Below are 20,655 nucleotides of genomic sequence, written 5' to 3' on the forward strand. Positions count from 1 at the left end.
AGCGGCGGGAGCCTCAGCGGTGGGCCGTGGCGCGGCCGAGGAGCAGGCAGACCAGGGTGCCCAGCGCGAGCGCGGCGGCCCCGGCGACGGCCAGTTGCACGGCGCGCGGCTGGCCGAGGCCCAGGAGCAGGGCCAGGCTCTGCGCGACGGCCGCCGAGGCGCAGACCACCGCGGCGGGCCGGACCGCCCCGAAGGACTGCAGGAGCAGCCCGGTCCACATCACGGCCCCGAGCAGCAGCAGGGTGGCGACCCGGACCCCGGTCAGGCCGGGTGCGCCGGGCCAGAGCAGGGTTCCGGTGAGGCCGAGGGCCAGCAGCACCGCCAGGTAGGTGGCGAGGCACCGGGCCAGGGTGGAGAGCATCCGCAGCCAGAACTGGCGGGGCGAGCGGGCCGCCCGCAGCCCGGCGAGGCTGCCGCTGCGGAACCGGTGGAGCAGCCATTCGGCGGGGCCCATGCTGAGGGTGAGCGCCACCGCCGAGGGGGCCGCGACCGCCTCGGCGGGGCCCCCGGCGAGCACCTCGCCCAGGGCGGCGTACAGCACGAGCAGGCCGGTGCCCAGGCCGAAGACCCCGTACGGGACGGAGTCCCCGAGGCGGGGTCCGCGCGGCCCGTACTCCTCCTCGGCGCCGCGCAGCATCTGCCAGCGCACCGGGCCGCGTTCGCCCGGCCGGTGCTCCGTCCAGCCGCGGACGCGGAGCACGAGGGCCCGTACGCCGTCGGCCAGCGGCAGTTCCCGTACGGCCAGGGCGCAGGCGGCCAGCAGGGAGGCCATGAGCAGGAACACCCGGACCGGAACGGGCAGTTCCACGAGGAGGGACAGGAGTGCCCCGGCGGCCATCGGGGCGAGCGCGGCGAGCAGCAGCCGTTCCCGCCCGAGCACGAGCAGCACGGTGGCGGCCCCGACGTACAGGGCCTGACCGGCGGCGAAGGCGTAGGAGAAGGGGGGCCCGCCGGGTACCGCGAGCGCGGCGGCGGTCCCCAGGAGGGCCCCCGCGGGGGCTCCGGCGAGCAGGGTCCGCCCGGCGGCGGCCCGGTCGCCGAGGCCGAGCCAGGAGTACGCCCGGTGGGACAGGGTCTGGTCCCAGACCCAGCCGATGAGCGCCCCGGCGAGCAGGGTGAGCGTCCCGGCGGGCAGCCCCAGCCGGTCCTTGGGGCCGTCCAGCAGGGGCGAGCCCAGCAGGTAGGCGAGCCCGGGCAGGGCGAAGATCACCCCGCGCAGGAGGCAGGCGGTGAGGGGCACCTTCCAGGGGTCGGGGACCTCTTCGGGCTCCGGGAAGGAGCGCGGCACCCGGGCGTAGAGCTCCTCGGCGAGGCCGAAGGAGTCCTGGCGCCCGTAGGCGAGGCGGATGTGTTCGTCGGTCATCCCGTCGGATTCCAGGACGGCGGCGATCTCGTCGGGGTGGACGGCGGCGGCGATGAACACGTCGAGGCGCTCGGCGAGTTCGTCCATCGGGTCGGCGGCCGGCCCCTCGCGGCGCGGCCTGGGGATGCCGGGCAGGGCCTCGGCGGGGTCGGCGGCGGGCGCCGTGCCGTGCCCGGCGGCCGCGGCGTGGGTGGCGGGCACCCGGCTCCCGTCCGCACCGGGCGGCTTGAGCCAGAGGGATCCGCTCACCACAGGCTCCCGTCGGCGGCGAGTTCCTTGTACCAGGGGTCGGCGAGGCGCTGGGTCCACTCGTCGCCCACGTGGACGGGCAGGACGGGCTGGCCGGCGAGCTCGCGGTAGATGTGGCGGAAGCCGTCCACGGACTGGTGGAGCGTGAACTTCTCCACCACCCGCTTGCGGGACATCCGGCCGAGTTCCGCGCGGCGTTCGTCGTCGCGGAGCAGGGCGAGGGTGGCGCGGGCCATGGTCTCGGGTTCGCGCGGCGGGACGACGAGCCCGGTGTCGCCGACGGCCTCGCGGACCCCGCCCACGTCGGTGGAGACGGTGGTGCGGCCGCAGGACATGGCCTCGATGATGGAGAAGGGGAAGCCCTCGCTGATGGAGGAGAGCATCACGATCGAGCCGGCCGCGTAGGCGCGGGCCACGTCCTCGATGCGGCCCTCGTAGGAGATCCCGTCGCTCACGCCCAGTTCGGCGGCGAGCTTCTCCAGCGTGAGCCGGTAGTCCTCGCAGCCCGCCGGGACCGGGCCGAAGAGCCGCAGCCGCAGGGCGGGGAGCTCCTCGCGCATGAACGCGTAGGCCCGGATCAGGGTTTCGAGGTCCTTGATGGGGTCGATGCGGCCGCACCAGCTGAGGGTGGGGACCTCGGGTTCGGGGCCGGCCTCGGGGAAGGCGTGCGGGTCGACGCCGTTGTAGACGGTGCGGATGCGCTCGGAGTCGGCGCCCCCGCGCTCCTCCCAGCGGCGGTTGTACTGGTTGCACGGGGTGATCAGGTCGGCCTGCCGGTAGCCCTCGGTGTTGAGCTCGCGGTAGAAGCCGAGCATGAGCGCCTTGACGGGCCAGCGCTGTTCGGCGCTGCGGTAGCCGAGGTAGCGCTCGCGGAGGTAGATCCCGTGCTCGGTGAGGAGGAAGGGCACCTTGTCGAGGTACTTGGCGGCGAGCGCGGGGAGGGTGGCCAGTCCGCTGCTGACGGCGTGGGCGACGCTGTCGGGCGGGATCCGCACGGACAGCGGGCGCAGCGCGTGTTCCAGCAGGTCGGTGGCGGTGAGCGCGTCGTGGATGGTGGGCTCTGCGGTGGCGGTGGCCAGGCCGGGGCGGGTCCAGACGGTCATCAGCAGGCGCAGGACCGATTCGGAGCGCAGGGCCGCGGCGAGCCGCCCGGAGCGGGCCAGCAGGGCCAGTTCGCGCAGGGATTCGGAGAATCCGCCGTGCGCGGGGTCGAGCAGGGAGAGCAGGAAGTTCTCGTACGTCTCGGCGAAACCGCGTTTGGCCTTGCCCCGCAGGCCGGAGCGGAGTCTGCGGGCCGGCGGAGCGCCCCAGAGGGGAACGCTGGTGTGGCGGTAGACGTTGCGCGGCAGTTCCCAGGTGACCGGCTCGCGTCCGGAGCCGGTCAGGGCTATGACGTTGAAGTCGACCTCCGGCATGCCGCGGACCAGTTGGTCGCACCATGTGCTGACGCCCCCGTGGACGTGCGGGTAGGTGCCTTCGGTGAGCATGGTGACATGGCGCCCATGGCTCATGCGGTGTGTCCCCCCAAGGACGGAAAAGGGGCCGGCGCCCGTGGTTCGCGGAGCGCCGGCGCTAGGTGGTACGCGTGGCTGTCTTGGTGCGCGCCCGGGGTCGTCCGGGCAGGTGGAACCGGTGGAACGAGTGGAGCGGGTGGCGCGGGTGGCGCGAGTGGCGCGTCAAAGCGGCCGGAGATTCAGAGCGGCCAGAGCGTCACGGCATGTGCAGCGTCACGGCATGTGCAGCGTGACGGCGCTCTGGAGCAGCTCGGGGGCCGTCCAGGTCGAGCGGGTGCCGGCGTAGGCGGTGCCGAAGTCGGCGGTGCCCAGCAGGAGCTGCTTCTTGGTGCCGGCGGGCGCGGTGAGCGGGGCCACGACTCCGGAGGGCGCCTTGACGGTGACGTCCTTGCCGATGCGGTAGGCGGTGACCTGGTTGGCGGCGATCGCCGCGTTCCAGGCCGCGCGGCGCTGGAGCTCGACGCCGGTGTCCTTCATGCTCTGGTTCACGAGCGGCGCGCTGGGCGCGTAGAGGGTCCGGTAGCCGTCGAGGACCTGGTTGAGCACCGGGTAGAGGGTGCGGTCCTCGGCGAGGTTGGACTGGTGGACGTAGTGCGGGCGCGGGTCGTTGTTCAGGACGTGCCGCATGGCGGTCCTGGCCTCGGCCGGGACGATGTAGTCCAGGTAGCCGGAGTTGGCGTCGAGCGGGGCCGGCAGACAGGTGGAGGTGCCGGGGTTGTCCTCGCAGATGCCGCTGCCGCCGTCGGCCCGGCTGGTGTAGATCCAGTTGTACTCGTCGGCCATCTCGGAGTTGGTGCCCGTGTTGTAGTACACGTTCATCGGGTACCGGGGGACGGTCAGTGCGGCGCCCACGGGCCGCTGCACGGGCTCGCGGGAGTTGTCGCTGCCCGCCCACTTCACGCCGTTGTCGGCGAGCGCACCGGCCAGGTTGGGGTTGTCCTGGGGCTGCTGCGGGAGGGTCTTGAGGCCGGAGTGCTCACCGGTGACCAGTTCGGTGCGGTCGGTGGTGATGCCCTTGGCGGCGGCCCAGTTGTTGTTGTCGCGGATCTGGGCCGAGATCTCGGCGCGGCTCATGTAGTTGATCGCGCCGGCGCTGTTCTTCGTGCAGGTCCACGGGGTGGTGGTGGTGTCCTGGACGCAGCCGAGGAAGGGGTGGGTGTAGGTGTGGTTCATCCACCGGTACTTCGCCCGGTCGGCGACCAGCTGGGCGGTCAGCGCGTCGGTGTTGCCGTTCTCCGCCTTCCACTCCTCGCCCGCGCCCGCGTTGAACAGCAGGTCGAGCTTGAAGTTCTTGGACGTCTGCCACTGCGCCAGGTACTGGGCGTCGGCGGCCGTCATCCGGATCGTGGACTCCTGGCCCTCGCCGCCGGCGCAGGCGTAGTCGCCCGGGGTGCAGTTGAGCTCCTTGCTCCAGCGGGCGTCGGGGGCGAAGACGTCGTCGACGTGGACCGCGAAGTAGTTGCGTTCCTGGCCGAGGTGGACGCCCTGGGTGACCCACTCGACGATGCCCCGGGCCAGCAGCCGGAACTGCTGCTGGTACTGGTTGTAGCCGAAGGTGACGACCAGTTCGCTGCGCCCGTCGTGGGTGTACTCGCCGACGAGCGAGGCCCGTCCGGAGCCGACCGGGGCGTCGAGGTAGCTGGTGTAGCCGGTGCGCGGCTTGGCCATGAACCCGTAGCTCTCGGGGATCAGCGGCGAGTTGTCCTCGAAGGCCACCTGCCCCCCGAGGTAGGCGAAGGGGCCGGCCTTGCCGGCGGTGGTGACGGCGGCCTGGGTGCCGTCCAGGGTGCCGCTGTAGCCGCCGTTGTCGGTGTATTCCAGGCCGACTTCCGGGTGCGCCCAGGTGTACGCGTCGACCTGGCGGATCCCGTACGTCGTCTCGTACGCGGTGAGCGCGGTCATTTCGGCCGAACCCGCCCCGAACGGGTTCTCGTTCGGCAGCACCACGCCCTGGAACTTGGCGCGCGGCCGGCCGTCGACCGTATCGGCGAGGAACGCCGCGTTGACGACCGGACGGCTCCCGCTGCCCAGGTCGATGCGGGTGTACGGAACCCCCGTGTCGCGGAGCTCCGCGGTGATCGCCTCGACCGAGCTGCCGCCGTCGTCGACGACGAGCACCCGCAGGTCGATCCTCGGAGTCACCGCTGCCTGCGCGGACGCTCCGGGTACTGCGACGGATGCTATGGCGGCCGCGAGGCAGACGGCGGCGAGCCTGTTCATCCGGTTCTTGTGGACCATTTCGGCCTTTCCCCCCGCAGATCCTCGACTTCGGCCTGTGACGCTGGGCCAGACCGGGGAGGCTTCTGTGGAAATGATGCAAAGGAACCCCGCGTCCCCTTGCGAGAGTGGTCCGAGTGTTTCGGACCTCGTCAGGTCTAAGTGGCAAACCTGGAACAGAAGCCACAGATGGGTGAACCTGCGCGCCTCTTGATCGAACAACTTGCCAAACCTTCGAGTGGCGTGCGGACGAGTACGTGCGCGTAGGCTCGTTTCCGGCGGCTATCGGGCCCGAATACGATCGCTACGGACGGCCGTCCACCCACTCGGCCCACACCACCAAAACGGAAGCGAGAATTCACCACCGTGACTGCTCTGACTCTCAGCACTGCCGGACCGGCGACGCTGCGCGCCGACGCCCTCGTCGTCGGCGTGGCGAAGGGCCCCAAGGGCCCCGTCGTCGCCGCGGGCGCCGAGGCCGTGGACAAGGCGTACGACGGCAAGCTGGCCGCCGTGCTCGAAGCCCTCGGCGCCTCGGGCGCCGAAGGCGAGACCACCAAGCTGCCGGCACCGGACGGCCTCAAGGTCCCGGTCGTGCTGGCGGTCGGTCTGGGCTCCCTCCCCGACACGGACGAGTCCTACGACGAGGAGACGCTGCGCCGCGCCGCCGGCGTCGCCGCCCGCGCCCTGCACGGCACCAAGAAGGCCGCCTTCGCGCTCCCCCTGGACGACGCCTCCGCCGTCACGGCCGTGGCCGAGGGCGCGCTGCTGGGCGCGTACGCCTTCACCGCCTACCAGGGCGGCGAGAAGAAGGCCTCGGCCGCCAAGAACGGCGGCCCGAAGCAGCCGCTCGCCGAGATCGCCCTGCTCGGCGCCAAGCCGCGCGACAAGGAGCACAAGGCCGCGGCCGAGCGCGCCACGATCGTCGCGACCGAGATCAACATCGCCCGTGACCTCGTCAACACCCCGCCGAACGACCTCACGCCCGAGGCCTTCGCAGCAGTCGCCGGTGCGGCCGCGAAGGAGAACGGCATCAAGGTCCAGGTCCTGGACGAGAAGGCCCTGGTCAAGGGCGGCTACGGCGGCATCATGGGCGTCGGCAAGGGCTCCGAGAACCCGCCGCGCCTGGTGAAGCTCTCCTACACCCACGCCAAGGCGGAGAAGACCCTCGCCTTCGTCGGCAAGGGCATCACCTACGACTCCGGCGGCATCTCCCTGAAGCCGGCCGGCCACAACGAGACGATGAAGTGCGACATGGCCGGCGCCGCCGCCGTCTTCGCCTCCGTCGTCGCGGCCGCGAAGCTCGGCCTCCAGGTCAACGTCACCGGCTGGCTCGCGCTCGCCGAGAACATGCCCTCCGGCTCGGCCACCAAGCCCGGCGACGTGCTGCGCATGTACAGCGGCAAGACGGTCGAGGTGCTCAACACCGACGCCGAGGGCCGGCTGGTCCTGGGCGACGCCCTGACCAAGGCCTCCGAGGAGAACCCGGACGCGATCGTCGACGTGGCGACCCTCACCGGCGCCATGGTGATGGCCCTGGGCGACCGCACCTTCGGCATCATGGCCAACGACGACGCCTTCCGGACCTCCATCCACGAGATCGCCGAGGAGGTCGGCGAGGCCTCCTGGCCGATGCCGCTCCCCGAGGACCTGCGCAAGTCCATGGACTCCCCCACCGCCGACATCGCCAACATGGGTGTCCGCATGGGCGGCGGCCTGGTGGCCGGTCTCTTCCTCCAGGAGTTCGTCGGCGAGGGCATCACCTGGGCCCACCTCGACATCGCGGGCCCCGCCTTCCACGAGGGCGCCCCGTACGGCTACACCCCCAAGGGCGGCACCGGCTCCGCCGTCCGCACCCTGGTCCGACTGGCCGAGCGCACGGCCACGGGCGACCTGGGCTGACACCCGGCAGCCCCGCTCCGCGCAGGCCCCGGCCGTGATCAGATTTTCTGATCACGGCCGGGGCCTGTTCGCTGCCAACGAAATCCGTAGGTTTCTACGCTGCGGTAACCCCCGGTTCGGGCAGAACGACCTGTCACAGGGCAGGCCCGGCGTCCCGCGTTCCGCCGACAAATGCGAAGATGGGTTCTCGGCAGGACAGGGCCCCCACCACAGGGCCGAAGAAAAAGCGGCCGTATACCAGCCGCCGCCCGGTCACAGAGGACCGGTGCTCGGCGCACATGCATGGAGGACGTGACGTGGCGAACGACGCCAGCACCGTTTTCGACCTAGTGATCCTCGGCGGCGGCAGTGGCGGTTACGCCGCGGCACTGCGCGCATCCCAGCTGGGTCTGGACGTTGCCCTGATCGAGAAGAACAAGCTCGGCGGCACCTGCCTGCACAACGGCTGCATCCCCACGAAGGCTCTGCTGCACGCGGGCGAGATCGCGGACCAGGCTCGCGAGGCCGCCCAGTTCGGTGTCAAGGCCACCTTCGAGGGCATCGACATCGCGGGTGTGCACAAGTACAAGGACGACATCATCGCGGGCCTGTACAAGGGTCTGCAGGGTCTGGTCGCCTCCCGCAAGCTGACCTACATCGAGGGTGAGGGCCGCCTCTCCTCGCCGACGTCCGTCGACGTGAACGGCCAGCGCATCCAGGGGCGCCACGTGCTCCTGGCGACCGGCTCCGTGCCGCGCTCGCTGCCGGGTCTGAACATCGACGGCAACCGCATCATCTCCTCGGACCACGCGCTGGTCCTGGACCGCGTGCCGGAGTCCGCCATCGTCCTGGGCGGCGGCGTCATCGGCGTCGAGTTCGCCTCGGCGTGGAAGTCCTTCGGCACCGACGTCACGATCGTCGAGGGCCTCAAGCACCTCGTGCCGGTCGAGGACGAGAACAGCTCCAAGCTGCTGGAGCGCGCGTTCCGCAAGCGGGGCATCAAGTTCAACCTCGGCACCTTCTTCGACAAGGCCGAGTACACCGAGAACGGTGTGCGGGTCACCCTGGCCGACGGCAAGACCTTCGAGGCGGAGGTGCTGCTGGTCGCGATCGGCCGCGGCCCCGTCTCCCAGGGCCTGGGCTACGAGGAGCAGGGCGTCGCGATGGACCGCGGCTACGTCGTGGTCGACGAGTACATGCAGACCAACGTGCCGACCATCTCGGCCGTCGGCGACCTCGCCCCGACCCTCCAGCTCGCGCACGTCGGCTTCGCCGAGGGCATCCTGGTCGCGGAGCGTCTGGCCGGCCTCAAGGCCGTCCCGATCGACTACGACGGTGTGCCGCGCGTCACGTACTGCCACCCCGAGGTCGCCTCCGTCGGCATCACCGAGGCCAAGGCCAAGGAGATCTACGGCGCGGACAAGGTCGTGGCCCTCAAGTACAACCTGGCGGGCAACGGCAAGAGCAAGATCCTGAAGACCGCGGGCGAGATCAAGCTCGTCCAGGTCAAGGACGGTGCCGTGGTCGGCGTCCACATGGTCGGTGACCGGATGGGCGAGCAGGTCGGCGAAGCCCAGCTGATCTACAACTGGGAAGCACTGCCGGCCGAGGTCGCGCAGCTCATCCACGCGCACCCCACGCAGAACGAGGCGATGGGCGAGGCCCACCTGGCGCTCGCCGGCAAGCCCCTGCACGCACACGACTAATTCGTCACTGGGCGCGACGACCACTTCCGCACTTTCCGTTAGGAGCAACTGAAACCATGTCGGTTTCCGTAACCCTTCCGGCGCTCGGTGAGAGCGTCACTGAGGGCACTGTCACCCGTTGGCTGAAGGCCGAGGGCGAGCGCGTCGAGGCCGACGAGCCGCTGCTCGAGGTCTCGACCGACAAGGTCGACACCGAGATTCCCTCCCCCGTGTCGGGCATCCTGGCCTCCATCAAGGTCGCCGAGGACGAGACCGTCGAGGTCGGCGCCGAGCTGGCCGTCATCGACGACGGCTCGGGCGCACCGGCCGCTGCCGAGGCTCCGGCCGCCGAGGCCCCCGCGGCCCCCGCCGCCGAGGCTCCGGCCGCCGAGGCTCCGGCCGCTCCGGCCCCCGCCGCCGAGGCCCCCGCGGCTCCGGCTGCCGAGGCTCCGGCGCAGGCCGCTTCCGGTACCGATGTCGTGCTCCCCGCCCTGGGCGAGTCCGTCACCGAGGGCACCGTCACCCGCTGGCTGAAGCAGGTCGGCGAGTCGGTCGAGGCCGACGAGCCGCTGCTGGAGGTCTCGACCGACAAGGTCGACACCGAGATCCCCGCCCCGGTCGCCGGCGTCCTGCTGGAGATCCTGGTCGCCGAGGACGAGAACGCCGAGGTCGGCGCACGCCTGGCCGTCATCGGCGCGGCGGGCGCGGCTCCCGCGGCCGCTCCGGCCGCCGCCGCTCCGGCTCCGGCCGCTGCGCCGGCTCCGGCCGCTGCGCCGGCTCCGGTTGCCGCTCCGGCCCCGGTTGCCGCTCCGGCCCCCGTGGCCGCTCCGGCTCCGGTCGCCCCGGCCGCTCCGGCGCCCGTCGCCGCCCCGGTTGCCGCTCCGGCTCCCGTGGCCGCTCCGGCTCCGGTCGCCGCCCCGGCTCCGGTCGCTCCGGCCGCCCCCGCCGCCCCGGTTTCCGCCGGTGACGAGGGTGCCTACGTGACCCCGCTGGTGCGCAAGCTCGCCACGGAGTCCGGCGTCGACCTGTCCGCGGTCTCGGGCACCGGTGTCGGTGGCCGCATCCGCAAGCAGGACGTCCTGGCCGCCGCCGAGGCCGCCAAGGCCGCCGCTGCCGCCCCGGCTCCGGCTGCTGCCGCTCCGGCCGCGAAGGCTCCGGCCGCCGCGGTCTCCGAGCTGCGCGGCCAGACCGTCAAGATGACCCGCATGCGCAAGGTCATCGGCGACAACATGATGAAGGCCCTGCACTCGCAGGCGCAGCTCAGCTCCGTGGTCGAGGTGGACATCACCAAGATCATGAAGCTGCGCGAGAAGGCCAAGGCCGGCTTCCTCTCCCGCGAGGGCGTCAAGCTGTCCCCGATGCCGTTCTTCGTCAAGGCCGCGGCCCAGGCGCTGAAGGCCCACGCGGTCGTCAACGCCCGGATCAACGAGGACGAGGGCACCATCACCTACTTCGACTCGGAGAACATCGGCATCGCCGTGGACTCCGAGAAGGGCCTGATGACCCCGGTCATCAAGGGTGCCGGTGACCTCAACCTGGCGGGCATCTCCAAGGCGACCGCCGACCTGGCCTCCAAGGTCCGCGGCAACAAGATCACGCCGGACGAGCTGTCGGGCGCGACCTTCACCATCAGCAACACCGGCTCGCGCGGTGCGCTGTTCGACACGGTCATCGTGCCCCCGAACCAGGTCGCCATCCTGGGCATCGGCGCGACGGTCAAGCGCCCGGTGGTCATCGAGACCGCCGAGGGCACGAACATCGGCATCCGCGACATGACGTACCTGACCCTGTCCTACGACCACCGCCTGGTGGACGGCGCGGACGCGGCCCGGTACCTCTCGGCCGTCAAGGCGATCCTCGAGGCCGGCGAGTTCGAGGTCGAGCTCGGCCTGTAAGGCTCTCTGCGACAGCGGTTCGCCCCTGTCGCCACGGCGCCCCCGCCCGGGATGCACGTCCCGGGCGGGGGCGCCGTCGTCGTACGCTGGGCGCGCCTGTAACCAGCCTCACGCTGCGCCTCTGACCAGGAACGCATCGCGACCAGCGGCGCCGCCGTATTGTCTACGCATCAAGGCCCCGCATGACCCTGCACACCCACCAGGAGATGAAGCCCCGATGATCACCCCACCCGTCGTGCACTCGCTGCGCGAGCAGATCCGCGAGCACATCGTGGAGGGGATCGTCAGCGGGCGCTGGAAGCCCGGTGAGCGGATCGTGGAGCGCCGGATCGCGGTGGAGCTGGAGGTCAGCCAGACGCCCGTGCGCGAGGCCCTGCGCGAGCTGGAGACGCTGCGGCTGATCGAGTCGGCGCCGAACAAGGGCGTGCGCGTACGGAACCTGTCGGCGGCGGACCTGGAGGAGATCTACCCGGTCCGTGCGGGCCTGGAGCAGATCGCGGCCGAGCTGGCGGCGCCCCGGCTGGCGGCCGACTGCGCGGCCCTGGAACCGCACGTGGCGGCGCTGTGGGAGGCCGACCGCAGCGCGGACGGCACGGCCCAGGTGCGGCACACCGTGGGCTTCCACCGGGAGATGGTGCGGGCCGCCGGGAACAGCGTGCTGCTGCACACCTGGGAGTCCCTGGGCATCGAGGTCTTCACGGCCCTGTCCATCCGGTGGCTGGGAACCGTCCAGAAGTCCTACGCCGAGGAGCACGAGGCCCTCGTGGACGCCTTCCGCAATCAGGATCCGGACATCGGCCTGCTCGTGAAGCGGCATGTTCTGGGGTGCGCGCCGCGGGCGTGATCAGTGGGCGTGATCCAGTGGGCGTGATCCAGCCAACGCCCCTCGCAGGACTGCCCGTCTTGCCCTGATTTACCCGGCACCGGGTGCCTGTTTTCATGGCACCCGGTGCCGACTTTCGTCATATGGACGTTTCTTCGTCACTTTCATTTGATCGATCATCGATCAGCGTCTTACAGTCATCCGCGGACCCCACCCGGGTCCAACGACCCTGTCCTGCCCGTCAGGGATTTTTCACCACCTCTCCTTTGTCCGGAAGGCGGCGCACACCGATGTCCGACCCCGTAGGAAAGCTTCCGAGCGAGCTCGACCAGCTCCCGGACCGCGACACCGAGGAGACCGCCGAATGGGCGGCCTCGCTCGACGCCGTCGCCAAGGCCGCCGGTACGCGCCGCGCCGAATACCTGCTCCGTCGCACCCTTCAGCACGCCGAGGCCGCCGGCCTCGCGCTGCCGAAGCTCCTTGAGACGGATTACGTCAACACCATCCCCACCGCCGCGGAGCCGGAGTTCCCCGGTGACGAGGCGATGGAAGCCCGGATCACCGCCTGGAACCGCTGGAACGCGGCCGCCATGGTGACCCGCGGCTCCAAGTACGGCGTCGGCGGCCACATCGCCACCTTCGCCTCCGCCGCGTGGCTGTACGAGACCGGCTTCCAGCACTTCTTCCGCGGGAAGGAGGCCGACGGATCGGGCGACCAGCTCTACATCCAGGGCCACGCCTCCCCCGGCATCTACGCCCGCGCCTTCCTCGACGGCCGGATCTCCGAGCAGCAGCTCGACAAGTTCCGCCAGGAGTCCGGCGGCAACGGCCTGCCGTCCTACCCCCACCCGCGGCGCCTGCCGTGGCTGTGGGAGTTCCCGACGGTCTCCATGGGCCTCGGCCCGCTCTCCGCGATCTACCAGGCGCGCTTCAACCGCTACCTGCAGAACCGGAGCATCAAGGACACCGCCAACTCGCACGTCTGGGCCTTCCTGGGCGACGGCGAGATGGACGAGCCCGAGTCGACCGCCGCCCTGGCCCTGGCCTCCCGCGAGCAGCTCGACAACCTGACCTTCGTCATCAACTGCAACCTGCAGCGCCTCGACGGTCCGGTCCGCGCGAACTTCCGCGTCGTGCAGGAGCTGGAAGCCCAGTTCCGCGGCGCCGGCTGGAACGTCATCAAGTCGCTGTGGGGCTCCGCCTGGGACGAGCTGTTCCAGCTCGACACCACGGGCGCCCTGGTGCGCCGCCTGCGCGAGGTACCCGACGCGCAGTTCCAGACGTACGCGACCCGCGACGTGGCCTACATCCGCCAGCACTTCTTCGGCGCCAACGCCGAGCTCGTGCAGCTGGCCGGTGTGCTCTCCGACGCGAAGATCGCCGAGTGCTTCCACACCTCCCGCGGCGGCCACGAGCCCCGCAAGGTGTACGCCGCGTACAAGGCCGCGCTGGAGCACAAGGGTGCTCCGACGGTCATCCTCGCGCAGACGGTCAAGGGCTACACGCTGGGCGCCGGGTTCGAGTCGAAGAACGCGAACCACCAGATGAAGAAGCTGACGATCGACGAGTTCAAGGACATGCGCGACCTCCTTGGCCTCCCGATCCCGGACAGCGCCTTCGCCGACGGCCAGGTCCCGTACGGCCACCCGGGCGCGAACAGCCCCGAGGTCCAGTACCTGAACGAGCGCCGCGCGGCGCTCGGCGGCCCGGCCCCGGCCCGCAAGGTCAAGCACGTGGCCCTGCCGGCTCCGGCGGACCGTTCCTTCGCCCCGCTGCTCAAGGGCTCCGGCAAGCAGGAGATGGCCACCACCATGGCCTTCGTCCGGCTCGTCAAGGACCTGATGCGGGACAAGGAGACCGGCAAGCGCTGGGTTCCGATCGTCCCGGACGAGGCCCGCACCTTCGGTATGGAGTCCCTCTTCCCGTCCGCCGGCATCTACTCGCCGCTGGGCCAGACGTACGAGCCGGTCGACCGCGACCAGCTCATGTACTACAAGGAAGCCAAGGACGGCCAGATCCTCAACGAGGGGATCACCGAGGCCGGCGCCATGGCCGACTTCATCGCCGCCTGCACGTCGTACGCGACGCACGGCGAGCCGATGATCCCGTTCTACATCTTCTACTCGATGTTCGGCTGGCAGCGCACCGCCGACCAGATGTGGCAGCTCGCCGACCAGCTCGGCAAGGGCTTCATCGTCGGCGCCACCGCCGGCCGCACCACCCTGACGGGTGAGGGCCTCCAGCACGCGGACGGCCACTCGCACCTGATCGCGTCCACGAACCCGGCGTCGCTCAACTACGACCCGGCCTTCGCGTTCGAGATCGCGGTGATCGTCAAGGACGGTCTGCGCCGGATGTACGGCGAGAAGCCGGAAGACGTCTTCTACTACCTGACGGTCTACAACGAGCCGAAGGTCCAGCCGGCCATGCCGGAGGGCGTGGAAGAGGGCATCCTCAAGGGCCTCTACCGCTTCAACACGGCGGCGGACCTGGCGGAGGCGGCTCCGGCCGCCGACGCCCCGAAGATCCAGCTGATGGCCTCCGGTACGGCCATCCACTGGGCCCTCGACGCGCAGAAGCTGCTCGCCGCCGACTGGAACGTGGCCGCCGACGTATGGTCCGCCACCTCCTGGGGCGAGCTGCGCCGCGACGCGCTGGACTGCGACGAGGCGCTGCTCCGTGGCGAGATGCGCACCCCGTTCGTCACCCGCGCCCTGGAGGGCGTCACCAGCCCGGTGCTCGCCGTCTCCGACTGGATGCGTCAGGTCCCGGACCAGATCAGCCAGTGGGTCGAGCAGGACTACACCTCGCTGGGCACGGACGGCTTCGGCCTCTCCGACACCCGTGAGGGCGCCCGCCGCCACTTCGGTGTCGACGCCCAGTCGATCGTGGTGGCCGCGCTGGCCCAGCTCGCCCGCCGCGGCGAGGTCCCGGCGTCCTCCATCAAGGAGGCCCGGGAGCGCTACGGCCTGTAAGGCGTCACGCGCGATCCGACCGTGAGGCGGTCCGTCCCTGTGGGGGCGGGCCGCCTTTCGGCGTCGCGGAGCCGTACTCCCGGAGGGAGTCCGCCCGGTGGTCGGCGAGCAGCTCCCCGAGGCGCGCGAGGTGGTCCGCCGCCTTGCGGCGGCGGTCCTCGACCGCGGCGAGCCCGGCGCGGATCCCGGCCGCCTCGGCCCTGGCCTCGTCGACCAGCGCCGCCGCCCGCCGTTCCAGTTCGGCGGTCTTGGCCGCCACCTCCTTGAGCAGCCCCTCCGCCTTCGCGACCGCATCCCGGCGCACCGCCGCGGCCACGACGCGGGCCTCGTCCATCAGCGCCACCGCCTGCCGGCCCTCGTCGGACCAGCTGAAGTGCTGCTTGCCCGCGGCGCCCGGGATGAGGCGGAGTTCGCGGAGCACCCTGGCGGCGCTCTCGGGCCGGTCCCCGGGGGACTTGCTCAGGAGCCCGGCGATCAGGACGTCCAGCTCCTCGGGCAGTCCGCGCACCCGCGGAGCGAGGGCGGCGGGGGTCTCGGAGATCTGCCGGTGCAGGACGGCCAGCGGGCTGTCGGCCCGGAACGGGGGCTCCCCGGCCAGGCCGTGGTACATGAGGCAGCCCAGGGAGTAGAGGTCGCTGCGCTGGTCGATGTCGGGCTCGCCGCGGGCCTGCTCGGGGGACATGTACTCGGGGGTGCCCAGGGTGGCACCGGTGACCGTGCGTCCCGCGCGGTGGAGGGTCTCTCCCAGGAACTTGGCGATGCCGAAGTCGAGGACCTTGATGACCCCGTCGGCGGTGAGGATCACGTTGGACGGTTTGATGTCCCGGTGGACCACGCCCCGCTCGTGCGCGGCGGCCAGGGCGGCGGCTACCTGTCCGGCCCAGTCGACGAGCACGTACCAGGGGATGCGGCCCGATTCCCGGAAGGCCTCGTGGAGAGTACGGCCGTCCAGGCGTTCCATGACCATGTAGAGGATGCGGCGGCCGCCGATCTCCGCCTCCCCGCAGTCGTGGACGGTCACGGTGTGCCGGTGGGGGAGGTTGCCGGCCGAGCGGACCTCGGCGAGGAAGCGGCTCTCGATCTCCTCGGCGTCCATGCCGGACAGCACCGGGACGGCGGAGACCAGTTTGGCGGCGACCCGGCGCCGCATCCGCTCGTCCCAGGCGCTCCACACCTCGCCCATGCCCCCGCCGCCGATTCGGTCCTCGAGCCGGTACCGGCCCTCCAGTACTTCCCCCCGCATCCGGTCCTCCCCCAGTCGACGCCCACGGTCCGGATCCGAGTATGGGGCCGGTTGGGGGGCCGCCACCGGCCTTTCGCGGCACGCGCGGTGGCGGCGAGGGGGTGTACCCGTGATGCTTGAGCGGTGATGGACGAGACGGAGTTCTGGGAGATGGTCGACCGTACCCGCGAGGCCGCCGAGGGCGACCCCGAGGAACACGCCGAGCTGCTCGTCGAGCGGCTGGCACAGCTCGACCCGGACTCCGTACTGGACTTCGCGCGGCACTTCGAGTCGCGGTACAACCGGGCGTACACCTGGGACCTGTGGGGCGCGGCGTGGGTGCTGCTCGACGGGGCGAGCGACGACGCGTTCGACTACTTCCGGTGCTGGCTGATCGGCCAGGGCCGGGAGGTCTTCGAGGGCGGGGTCCACGATCCCGACCAGCTCGCGGAGCTCCTCGACGAGTTCGACGAGGAGATCGACGGGGACGGCGAGGAGCTGGGGTACGCGGCGGACGAGGCGTACGAGCAGCTGACCGGCTCGGTGGCGCCGGATCTGGGGATCCCGCTGCAGCCGGCCGAGCCGGAGGGCGCCGCGCTGGACTTCGAGAACGAAGCCGTGCTCGCGGAGCGCTTCCCCCGGCTGTGGGACCGCTTCAGGGACTGACGCCCCCGCGCCGCCTCAGGCGTGCGTGCCGCCGTCGATGCGGATCTCCGTGCCGGTGATGAAGGCACCGTCCTCGGAGCCCAGCATGGCGACGACGCCGGCGACCGTCTGCGGGCCGGCGAAGCCCTGGCCGAGGGCCGGAGCCAGCTTGGCGAACAGGCTCCAGTCGGTGTCCTCGGGCAGGCCGGGGCCGTTGCCGGTGGTCATGCCGCTCTCGATGGAGCCGGGCGCGACCGCGACGAAGCGCAGCCCCTGCTTGCTGTACTCGGCGGCGAGCGCGTGGGTCATCGACTGGATGCCGCCCTTGCTGGCCGCGTAGGCGGACATGTACGGGTGGGCGAAGGACGCCGAGGTGGAGCTGAAGTTGACGACGACCGGCTGGTCGCCCGCCAGCAGCGCCGGCAGCGACTCGCGGATGACCAGGAAGGTACCGGTCAGGTTCACCGCGATGATCTTGTTCCAGAATTCGAGCGTGGTCTGGTGGGTGTGCGCGGAGCGCAGGATGCCCGCGGCGTTGACGAGCACGTCGATGCCGCCGAGGGCGTCGACCGCGGCGGCCACGCCCGCCTTGACGGCGGCCTCGTCGGATATGTCGAGGACCGCGGTGGTGAGGCGGTCCGCGCGGCCGTCGGCGGCCGCCTGGTCGGTGGTGGCCTTGAGGCCGGCTTCGCTGACGTCCACGGTGTGGACCCGGCCGCCCTCGGAGAGGATGCGGTGGACGGTGGCCTGGCCGATGCCGGAGCCGCCGCCGGTGATGAGGACGCGACGTCCTTCGTAACGGTTCATGGGGAGGAGCGTACTCCCGCGATGACACGTTTTGCCAGACTGTCAAAACGTGCATTCCACTGGCGGTGCCGAGGTATCCTTCCCCGGTGAGATCCCCTCGTCCGTACGCGCCCCAGGCCGGCCCCGGAGCCCAGTCGCTGAACGAGCGCCGCAAGGCGGCCACCCAGCTCGACATCGCCCGCGCCGCCTGCGCACTCTTCGCCGAGCACGGCCCCGACGGCACCACCGCCGAGGACATCGCCCACCGCGCGGGGGTGGCGCTGCGCACGTTCTACCGCTACTTCCGCAACAAGCAGGAGGCCGTCGCCCCGCTGCTCGCGGGCGGCGGCGACGCCTGGCGCGCGCTGCTCGCCGAGGAGGACCCCGGCACCCCGCTCACCGAGGCCCTGGAGCGTGCCGTCACCCGCTCCCTCACGGACCCCCAGGCGCTCGACGAGGGCCTGGAGGTCACCCGCGGCCTGCTGCGCGCCGCCACGGGCGACGAGGCGCTGCGGGCCGTCTGGTACCGGGTCAACCAGGACTCCGAGGAGCGCCTGGTCCCGGTCGTGGCCCGGCTCGCCGGCCCGGACGCCGAACCCCTCGCCGTCCGCCTCCTCGCGGCGGCGGCCACGGACGCGATCCGCATCGCCCTGGAACTCTGGTCCACCACGGACGCCCCGCCCTCGGGCCCCGGTTCCCCCGCGGAACTCGCGATCCGCTGCCTGCGCGACCTCACGGGCGCCATGCCGCTGATGCGCTGAGCGAGCAGGCCGACCGGGCGCGCATGCCGGCCGCCCGCACCCGTCGCCCCCCGTCGCCCGTGGCCCGTCGCCCGTCAGAGGAACCGCGCGGACTTCTCCCGCAGGTGTTCCGCGAAGAAGGCGGGGGCGTCGGGCCGCATCCGGGCCAGCGCGACCATCGCCGTGACGATGACGTCGGCGACCTCCGCCTCCACATCGGCCCAGGTGTGCGAGTCGCCCTTCCGCGGATTGGTCCCCCTGGCCCCGATCACGGCCTGCGCGGCCTCCCCGAACTCCTCCCCGATCTTCAGGATCTGCAGCGTCACGCTCTCCTCGCGCCCCACCCCGCGCTCCCGGTCATGCGCGTCGAACCGCGCCACGAGGGCGCCGATGGTCTTCCACGTGTCGTCCATCCCCCGAAGCTAGCGCCGCGCCGCCGCAACGCAGAAGCCCCGCCCCCCTCTCGGAGAAGGGGGCGGGGCTTCGTTCGATCAGTGCGTCAGCACGACCACGGCACGGCTTAGAGGTCGAAGTAGAGCTCGAACTCGTGCGGGTGCGGGCGCAGTGCGATCGGGGCGATCTCGTGGGTGCGCTTGTAGTCGATCCAGGTCTCGATGAGGTCGGGGGTGAAGACACCGCCGGCCAGGAGGTACTCGTGGTCCTCCTCCAGGGCCTTGAGGACGTCCTCGAGGCTGGTCGGGACCTGCGGGACGCTCGCGTGCTCGTCCGGGGAGAGCTCGTAGAGGTCCTTGTCGATCGGCTCCATCGGCTCGATCTTGTTCTTGATGCCGTCGAGGCCGGCCAGCAGGAGGGCCGAGAACGCCAGGTACGGGTTCGAGGACGGGTCCGGGGCGCGGAACTCGACGCGCTTGGCCTTCGGGTTCGAGCCCGTGATCGGGATGCGCATCGCGGCGGAGCGGTTGCGCTGCGAGTACACCATGTTGATCGGCGCCTCGAAGCCCGGGACCAGGCGGTGGTAGGAGTTCACCGTCGGGTTGGTGAACGCCAGCAGCGACGGGGCGTGCTTGAGGATGCCGCCGATGTAGTAGCGCGCCATGTCCGACAGGCCCGCGTAGCCGGTCTCGTCGTAGAACAGCGGGTCGCCGTTCGCCCACAGCGACTGGTGCACGTGCATGCCCGAGCCGTTGTCGCCGAAGATCGGCTTCGGCATGAAGGTCGCGGTCTTGCCGTTGCGCCAGGCGACGTTCTTCACGACGTACTTGAAGAGCATCAGGTCGTCGGCCGCGGCGAGCAGCGTGTTGAACTTGTAGTTGATCTCGGCCTGGCCGCCGGTGCCGACCTCGTGGTGCTGACGCTCGACCTGGAGGCCCTGGGCGTCCAGTTCGAGGGAGATCTCGGCGCGCAGGTCGGCGAAGTGGTCGACCGGGGCTACGGGGAAGTAACCACCCTTGTAGCGGACCTTGTAGCCACGGTTGTTCTCCTCGGAGCCCGTGTTCCAGGCGCCGGCCTCGGAGTCGATGTGGTAGAAGCCCTCGTTCGCGGAGGTCGCGAAGCGCACGCTGTCGAACACGTAGAACTCGGCCTCGGGGCCGAAGAACGCGGTGTCGGCGATGCCGGTGGAGGCGAGGTACGCCTCGGCCTTCTTCGCGATGTTGCGCGGGTCGCGCGAGTAGGCCTCGCCCGTGATCGGGTCGTGGATGAAGAAGTTGATGTTGAGCGTCTTGTCCTTGCGGAACGGGTCCAGGCGCGCGGTGGTGATGTCGGCGCGCAGCGCCATGTCGGACTCGTGGATCGCCTGGAAGCCGCGGATCGAGGAGCCGTCGAAGGCCAGCTCCTCGTTCGGGTCGAACGCCCGCCCCGGAATGGTGAAGTGCTGCATCACACCAGGCAGGTCGCAGAAGCGGACGTCAACGAACTTGACGTCGTTCTCCTGGATGTACTGCGTCACTTCGTCGGCGTTCTTGAACATCCAACTCCTCCTACTCCCGGCCCCGGGGCAGGGGCGGGTTTTATAGCTAGTGGTGCGTCAGTGCGGTGCCGCACGCTGACCCGACCATAAGCAGACGGGGTTTCTCAAGCATGACCCATTTGTTTCGCACAAGTTAACCAGGGTCCCGCCGGAACGGCGTCGAGCGGCACAGGTACCGTGTTCGGGTGGACAAGAGGCAAGCAATCGGATCCTGGCTCTCCGGCCCCCGCGAGGCCGCCGAGGAGATGGGTGCCGACTTCGGGTACCCCGGCAAACAGCTCGGCCTGCCGCAGCAGGGGCCCGGCTCGGTGGCCCGTTTCGGCCGCCGGCTCGGCGCCGTGGCCATCGACTGGCTGGGCTGCCAGCTCATCGCGTACGGCCTGATCACCGGCCGCGACTGGAACGGTTCGGGGAACTGGACGCTGGCGGTCTTCGTCGCCCTGGTGATCCTGACGGTCGGCACCGTGGGCTTTACCCCCGGGAAGCGGATCCTGGGCCTCCGGGTCGTCTCACAGGATGGCGGCCCGCTCGGATTCGGCCGCGTGGTGGTCCGCACCGCACTGCTCGCCCTGCTGATCCCGGCCCTCGTCTGGGACCGCGACGGCCGCGGACTGCACGACCGCCTCAGCCGCGCCGTACAGGTCAGGATCTGAGACGGGGTCCGCGAGGAAACCGAGACGCGCAGAACCGATACGACACAGAGGGGCGCCCCGGGCCATCGGCCCGGGGC

General features: G+C 71.1%; 15 protein-coding genes. 8 read left to right on the plus strand and 7 right to left on the minus strand.

The genetic code is table 11. The annotated features are described in order from the left end of the window. Nucleotides 1-13: 13 nt before the first annotated feature. The 3 genes from ACFWNV_RS24880 to ACFWNV_RS24890 all read right to left on the minus strand — a co-directional run bounded on the left by ACFWNV_RS24880 (nt 14) and on the right by ACFWNV_RS24890 (nt 5,364). Entirely contained in the window at nt 14-1,612 is a 1,599-nt protein-coding gene (locus tag ACFWNV_RS24880) for a hypothetical protein (RefSeq protein ID WP_383951055.1), read from the minus strand. Further along, on the minus strand, nt 1,609-3,123 hold the full coding sequence (pelF, locus tag ACFWNV_RS24885; RefSeq protein WP_383951058.1) for a GT4 family glycosyltransferase PelF: 1,515 nt from the start codon (nt 3,121-3,123) through the stop codon (nt 1,609-1,611). The genes ACFWNV_RS24880 and pelF overlap by 4 nt, the downstream gene beginning before the upstream one ends. Before the next feature lie 216 nt (nt 3,124-3,339). Further along, nucleotides 3,340-5,364, minus strand: coding sequence for a hypothetical protein (locus ACFWNV_RS24890; RefSeq protein WP_383951061.1), 2,025 nt, complete (start codon nt 5,362-5,364; stop codon nt 3,340-3,342). A 345-nt stretch (nt 5,365-5,709) separates the two neighbouring features. Here ACFWNV_RS24890 and ACFWNV_RS24895 point away from each other — a divergent pair, with 345 nt between their 5' ends. The 5 genes from ACFWNV_RS24895 (at nt 5,710) to aceE (ending at nt 14,602) form a co-directional block, all read left to right on the plus strand. Continuing rightward, nucleotides 5,710-7,245 carry a leucyl aminopeptidase gene (locus tag ACFWNV_RS24895; RefSeq protein ID WP_383951063.1) on the plus strand — a complete coding sequence of 512 codons (1,536 nt, stop codon included), beginning with the start codon at nt 5,710-5,712 and terminating at the stop codon, nt 7,243-7,245. Nucleotides 7,246-7,541: 296 nt separating this feature from the next. Then, the gene (lpdA, locus tag ACFWNV_RS24900; RefSeq protein ID WP_250742547.1) at nt 7,542-8,930 is read left to right on the plus strand and encodes a dihydrolipoyl dehydrogenase; all 1,389 of its coding nucleotides are present in this window, start codon (nt 7,542-7,544) and stop codon (nt 8,928-8,930) included. Between the two features lie 56 nt (nt 8,931-8,986). After that, the gene (gene sucB, locus ACFWNV_RS24905; RefSeq protein ID WP_383951066.1) at nt 8,987-10,804 is read left to right on the plus strand and encodes a 2-oxoglutarate dehydrogenase, E2 component, dihydrolipoamide succinyltransferase; all 1,818 of its coding nucleotides are present in this window, start codon (nt 8,987-8,989) and stop codon (nt 10,802-10,804) included. A 220-nt stretch (nt 10,805-11,024) separates the two neighbouring features. After that, nucleotides 11,025-11,648: a GntR family transcriptional regulator gene (locus ACFWNV_RS24910; protein ID WP_266881726.1), complete on the plus strand. Its 624-nt coding sequence runs from the start codon at nt 11,025-11,027 to the stop codon at nt 11,646-11,648. Between the two features lie 269 nt (nt 11,649-11,917). After that, a complete protein-coding gene (gene aceE / locus ACFWNV_RS24915) occupies nt 11,918-14,602 on the plus strand; it encodes a pyruvate dehydrogenase (acetyl-transferring), homodimeric type (RefSeq protein WP_383951069.1) in 2,685 nt (894 codons plus the stop codon). A gap of 4 nt (nt 14,603-14,606) precedes the next feature. Here aceE and ACFWNV_RS24920 read toward each other — a convergent pair whose 3' ends face one another. After that, on the minus strand, nt 14,607-15,845 hold the full coding sequence (locus ACFWNV_RS24920) for a serine/threonine-protein kinase (protein WP_383951071.1): 1,239 nt from the start codon (nt 15,843-15,845) through the stop codon (nt 14,607-14,609). A 126-nt stretch (nt 15,846-15,971) separates the two neighbouring features. On the opposite strand from ACFWNV_RS24920, the gene ACFWNV_RS24925 reads away from it, so the two are divergent. Further along, nucleotides 15,972-16,490 (plus strand): DUF4240 domain-containing protein, encoded by a 519-nt coding sequence (locus ACFWNV_RS24925; protein WP_383951092.1) that lies wholly within the window; start codon nt 15,972-15,974, stop codon nt 16,488-16,490. A 15-nt stretch (nt 16,491-16,505) separates the two neighbouring features. Here ACFWNV_RS24925 and ACFWNV_RS24930 read toward each other — a convergent pair whose 3' ends face one another. After that, a complete protein-coding gene (locus tag ACFWNV_RS24930) occupies nt 16,506-17,276 on the minus strand; it encodes an SDR family NAD(P)-dependent oxidoreductase (protein WP_383951074.1) in 771 nt (256 codons plus the stop codon). An 86-nt stretch (nt 17,277-17,362) separates the two neighbouring features. Here ACFWNV_RS24930 and ACFWNV_RS24935 point away from each other — a divergent pair, with 86 nt between their 5' ends. After that, nucleotides 17,363-18,016, plus strand: coding sequence for a TetR/AcrR family transcriptional regulator (locus ACFWNV_RS24935; protein WP_383951077.1), 654 nt, complete (start codon nt 17,363-17,365; stop codon nt 18,014-18,016). Nucleotides 18,017-18,090: 74 nt separating this feature from the next. Here the strand turns inward: ACFWNV_RS24935 and ACFWNV_RS24940 are convergent, their stop codons facing one another. After that, nucleotides 18,091-18,408: a MazG-like family protein gene (locus tag ACFWNV_RS24940; protein WP_383951080.1), complete on the minus strand. Its 318-nt coding sequence runs from the start codon at nt 18,406-18,408 to the stop codon at nt 18,091-18,093. A 107-nt stretch (nt 18,409-18,515) separates the two neighbouring features. Next, nucleotides 18,516-19,925 carry a type I glutamate--ammonia ligase gene (gene glnA / locus ACFWNV_RS24945; protein WP_383951082.1) on the minus strand — a complete coding sequence of 470 codons (1,410 nt, stop codon included), beginning with the start codon at nt 19,923-19,925 and terminating at the stop codon, nt 18,516-18,518. Nucleotides 19,926-20,110: 185 nt separating this feature from the next. On the opposite strand from glnA, the gene ACFWNV_RS24950 reads away from it, so the two are divergent. After that, nucleotides 20,111-20,578, plus strand: a complete 468-nt coding sequence (locus ACFWNV_RS24950) for an RDD family protein (protein WP_383951085.1) — start codon at nt 20,111-20,113, stop codon at nt 20,576-20,578. The last annotated feature ends 77 nt before the right edge of the window (nt 20,579-20,655 follow it).

The sequence above is a fragment of the Streptomyces sp. NPDC058401 genome, from assembly GCF_042722885.1.
GTDB lineage: Bacteria > Actinomycetota > Actinomycetes > Streptomycetales > Streptomycetaceae > Streptomyces.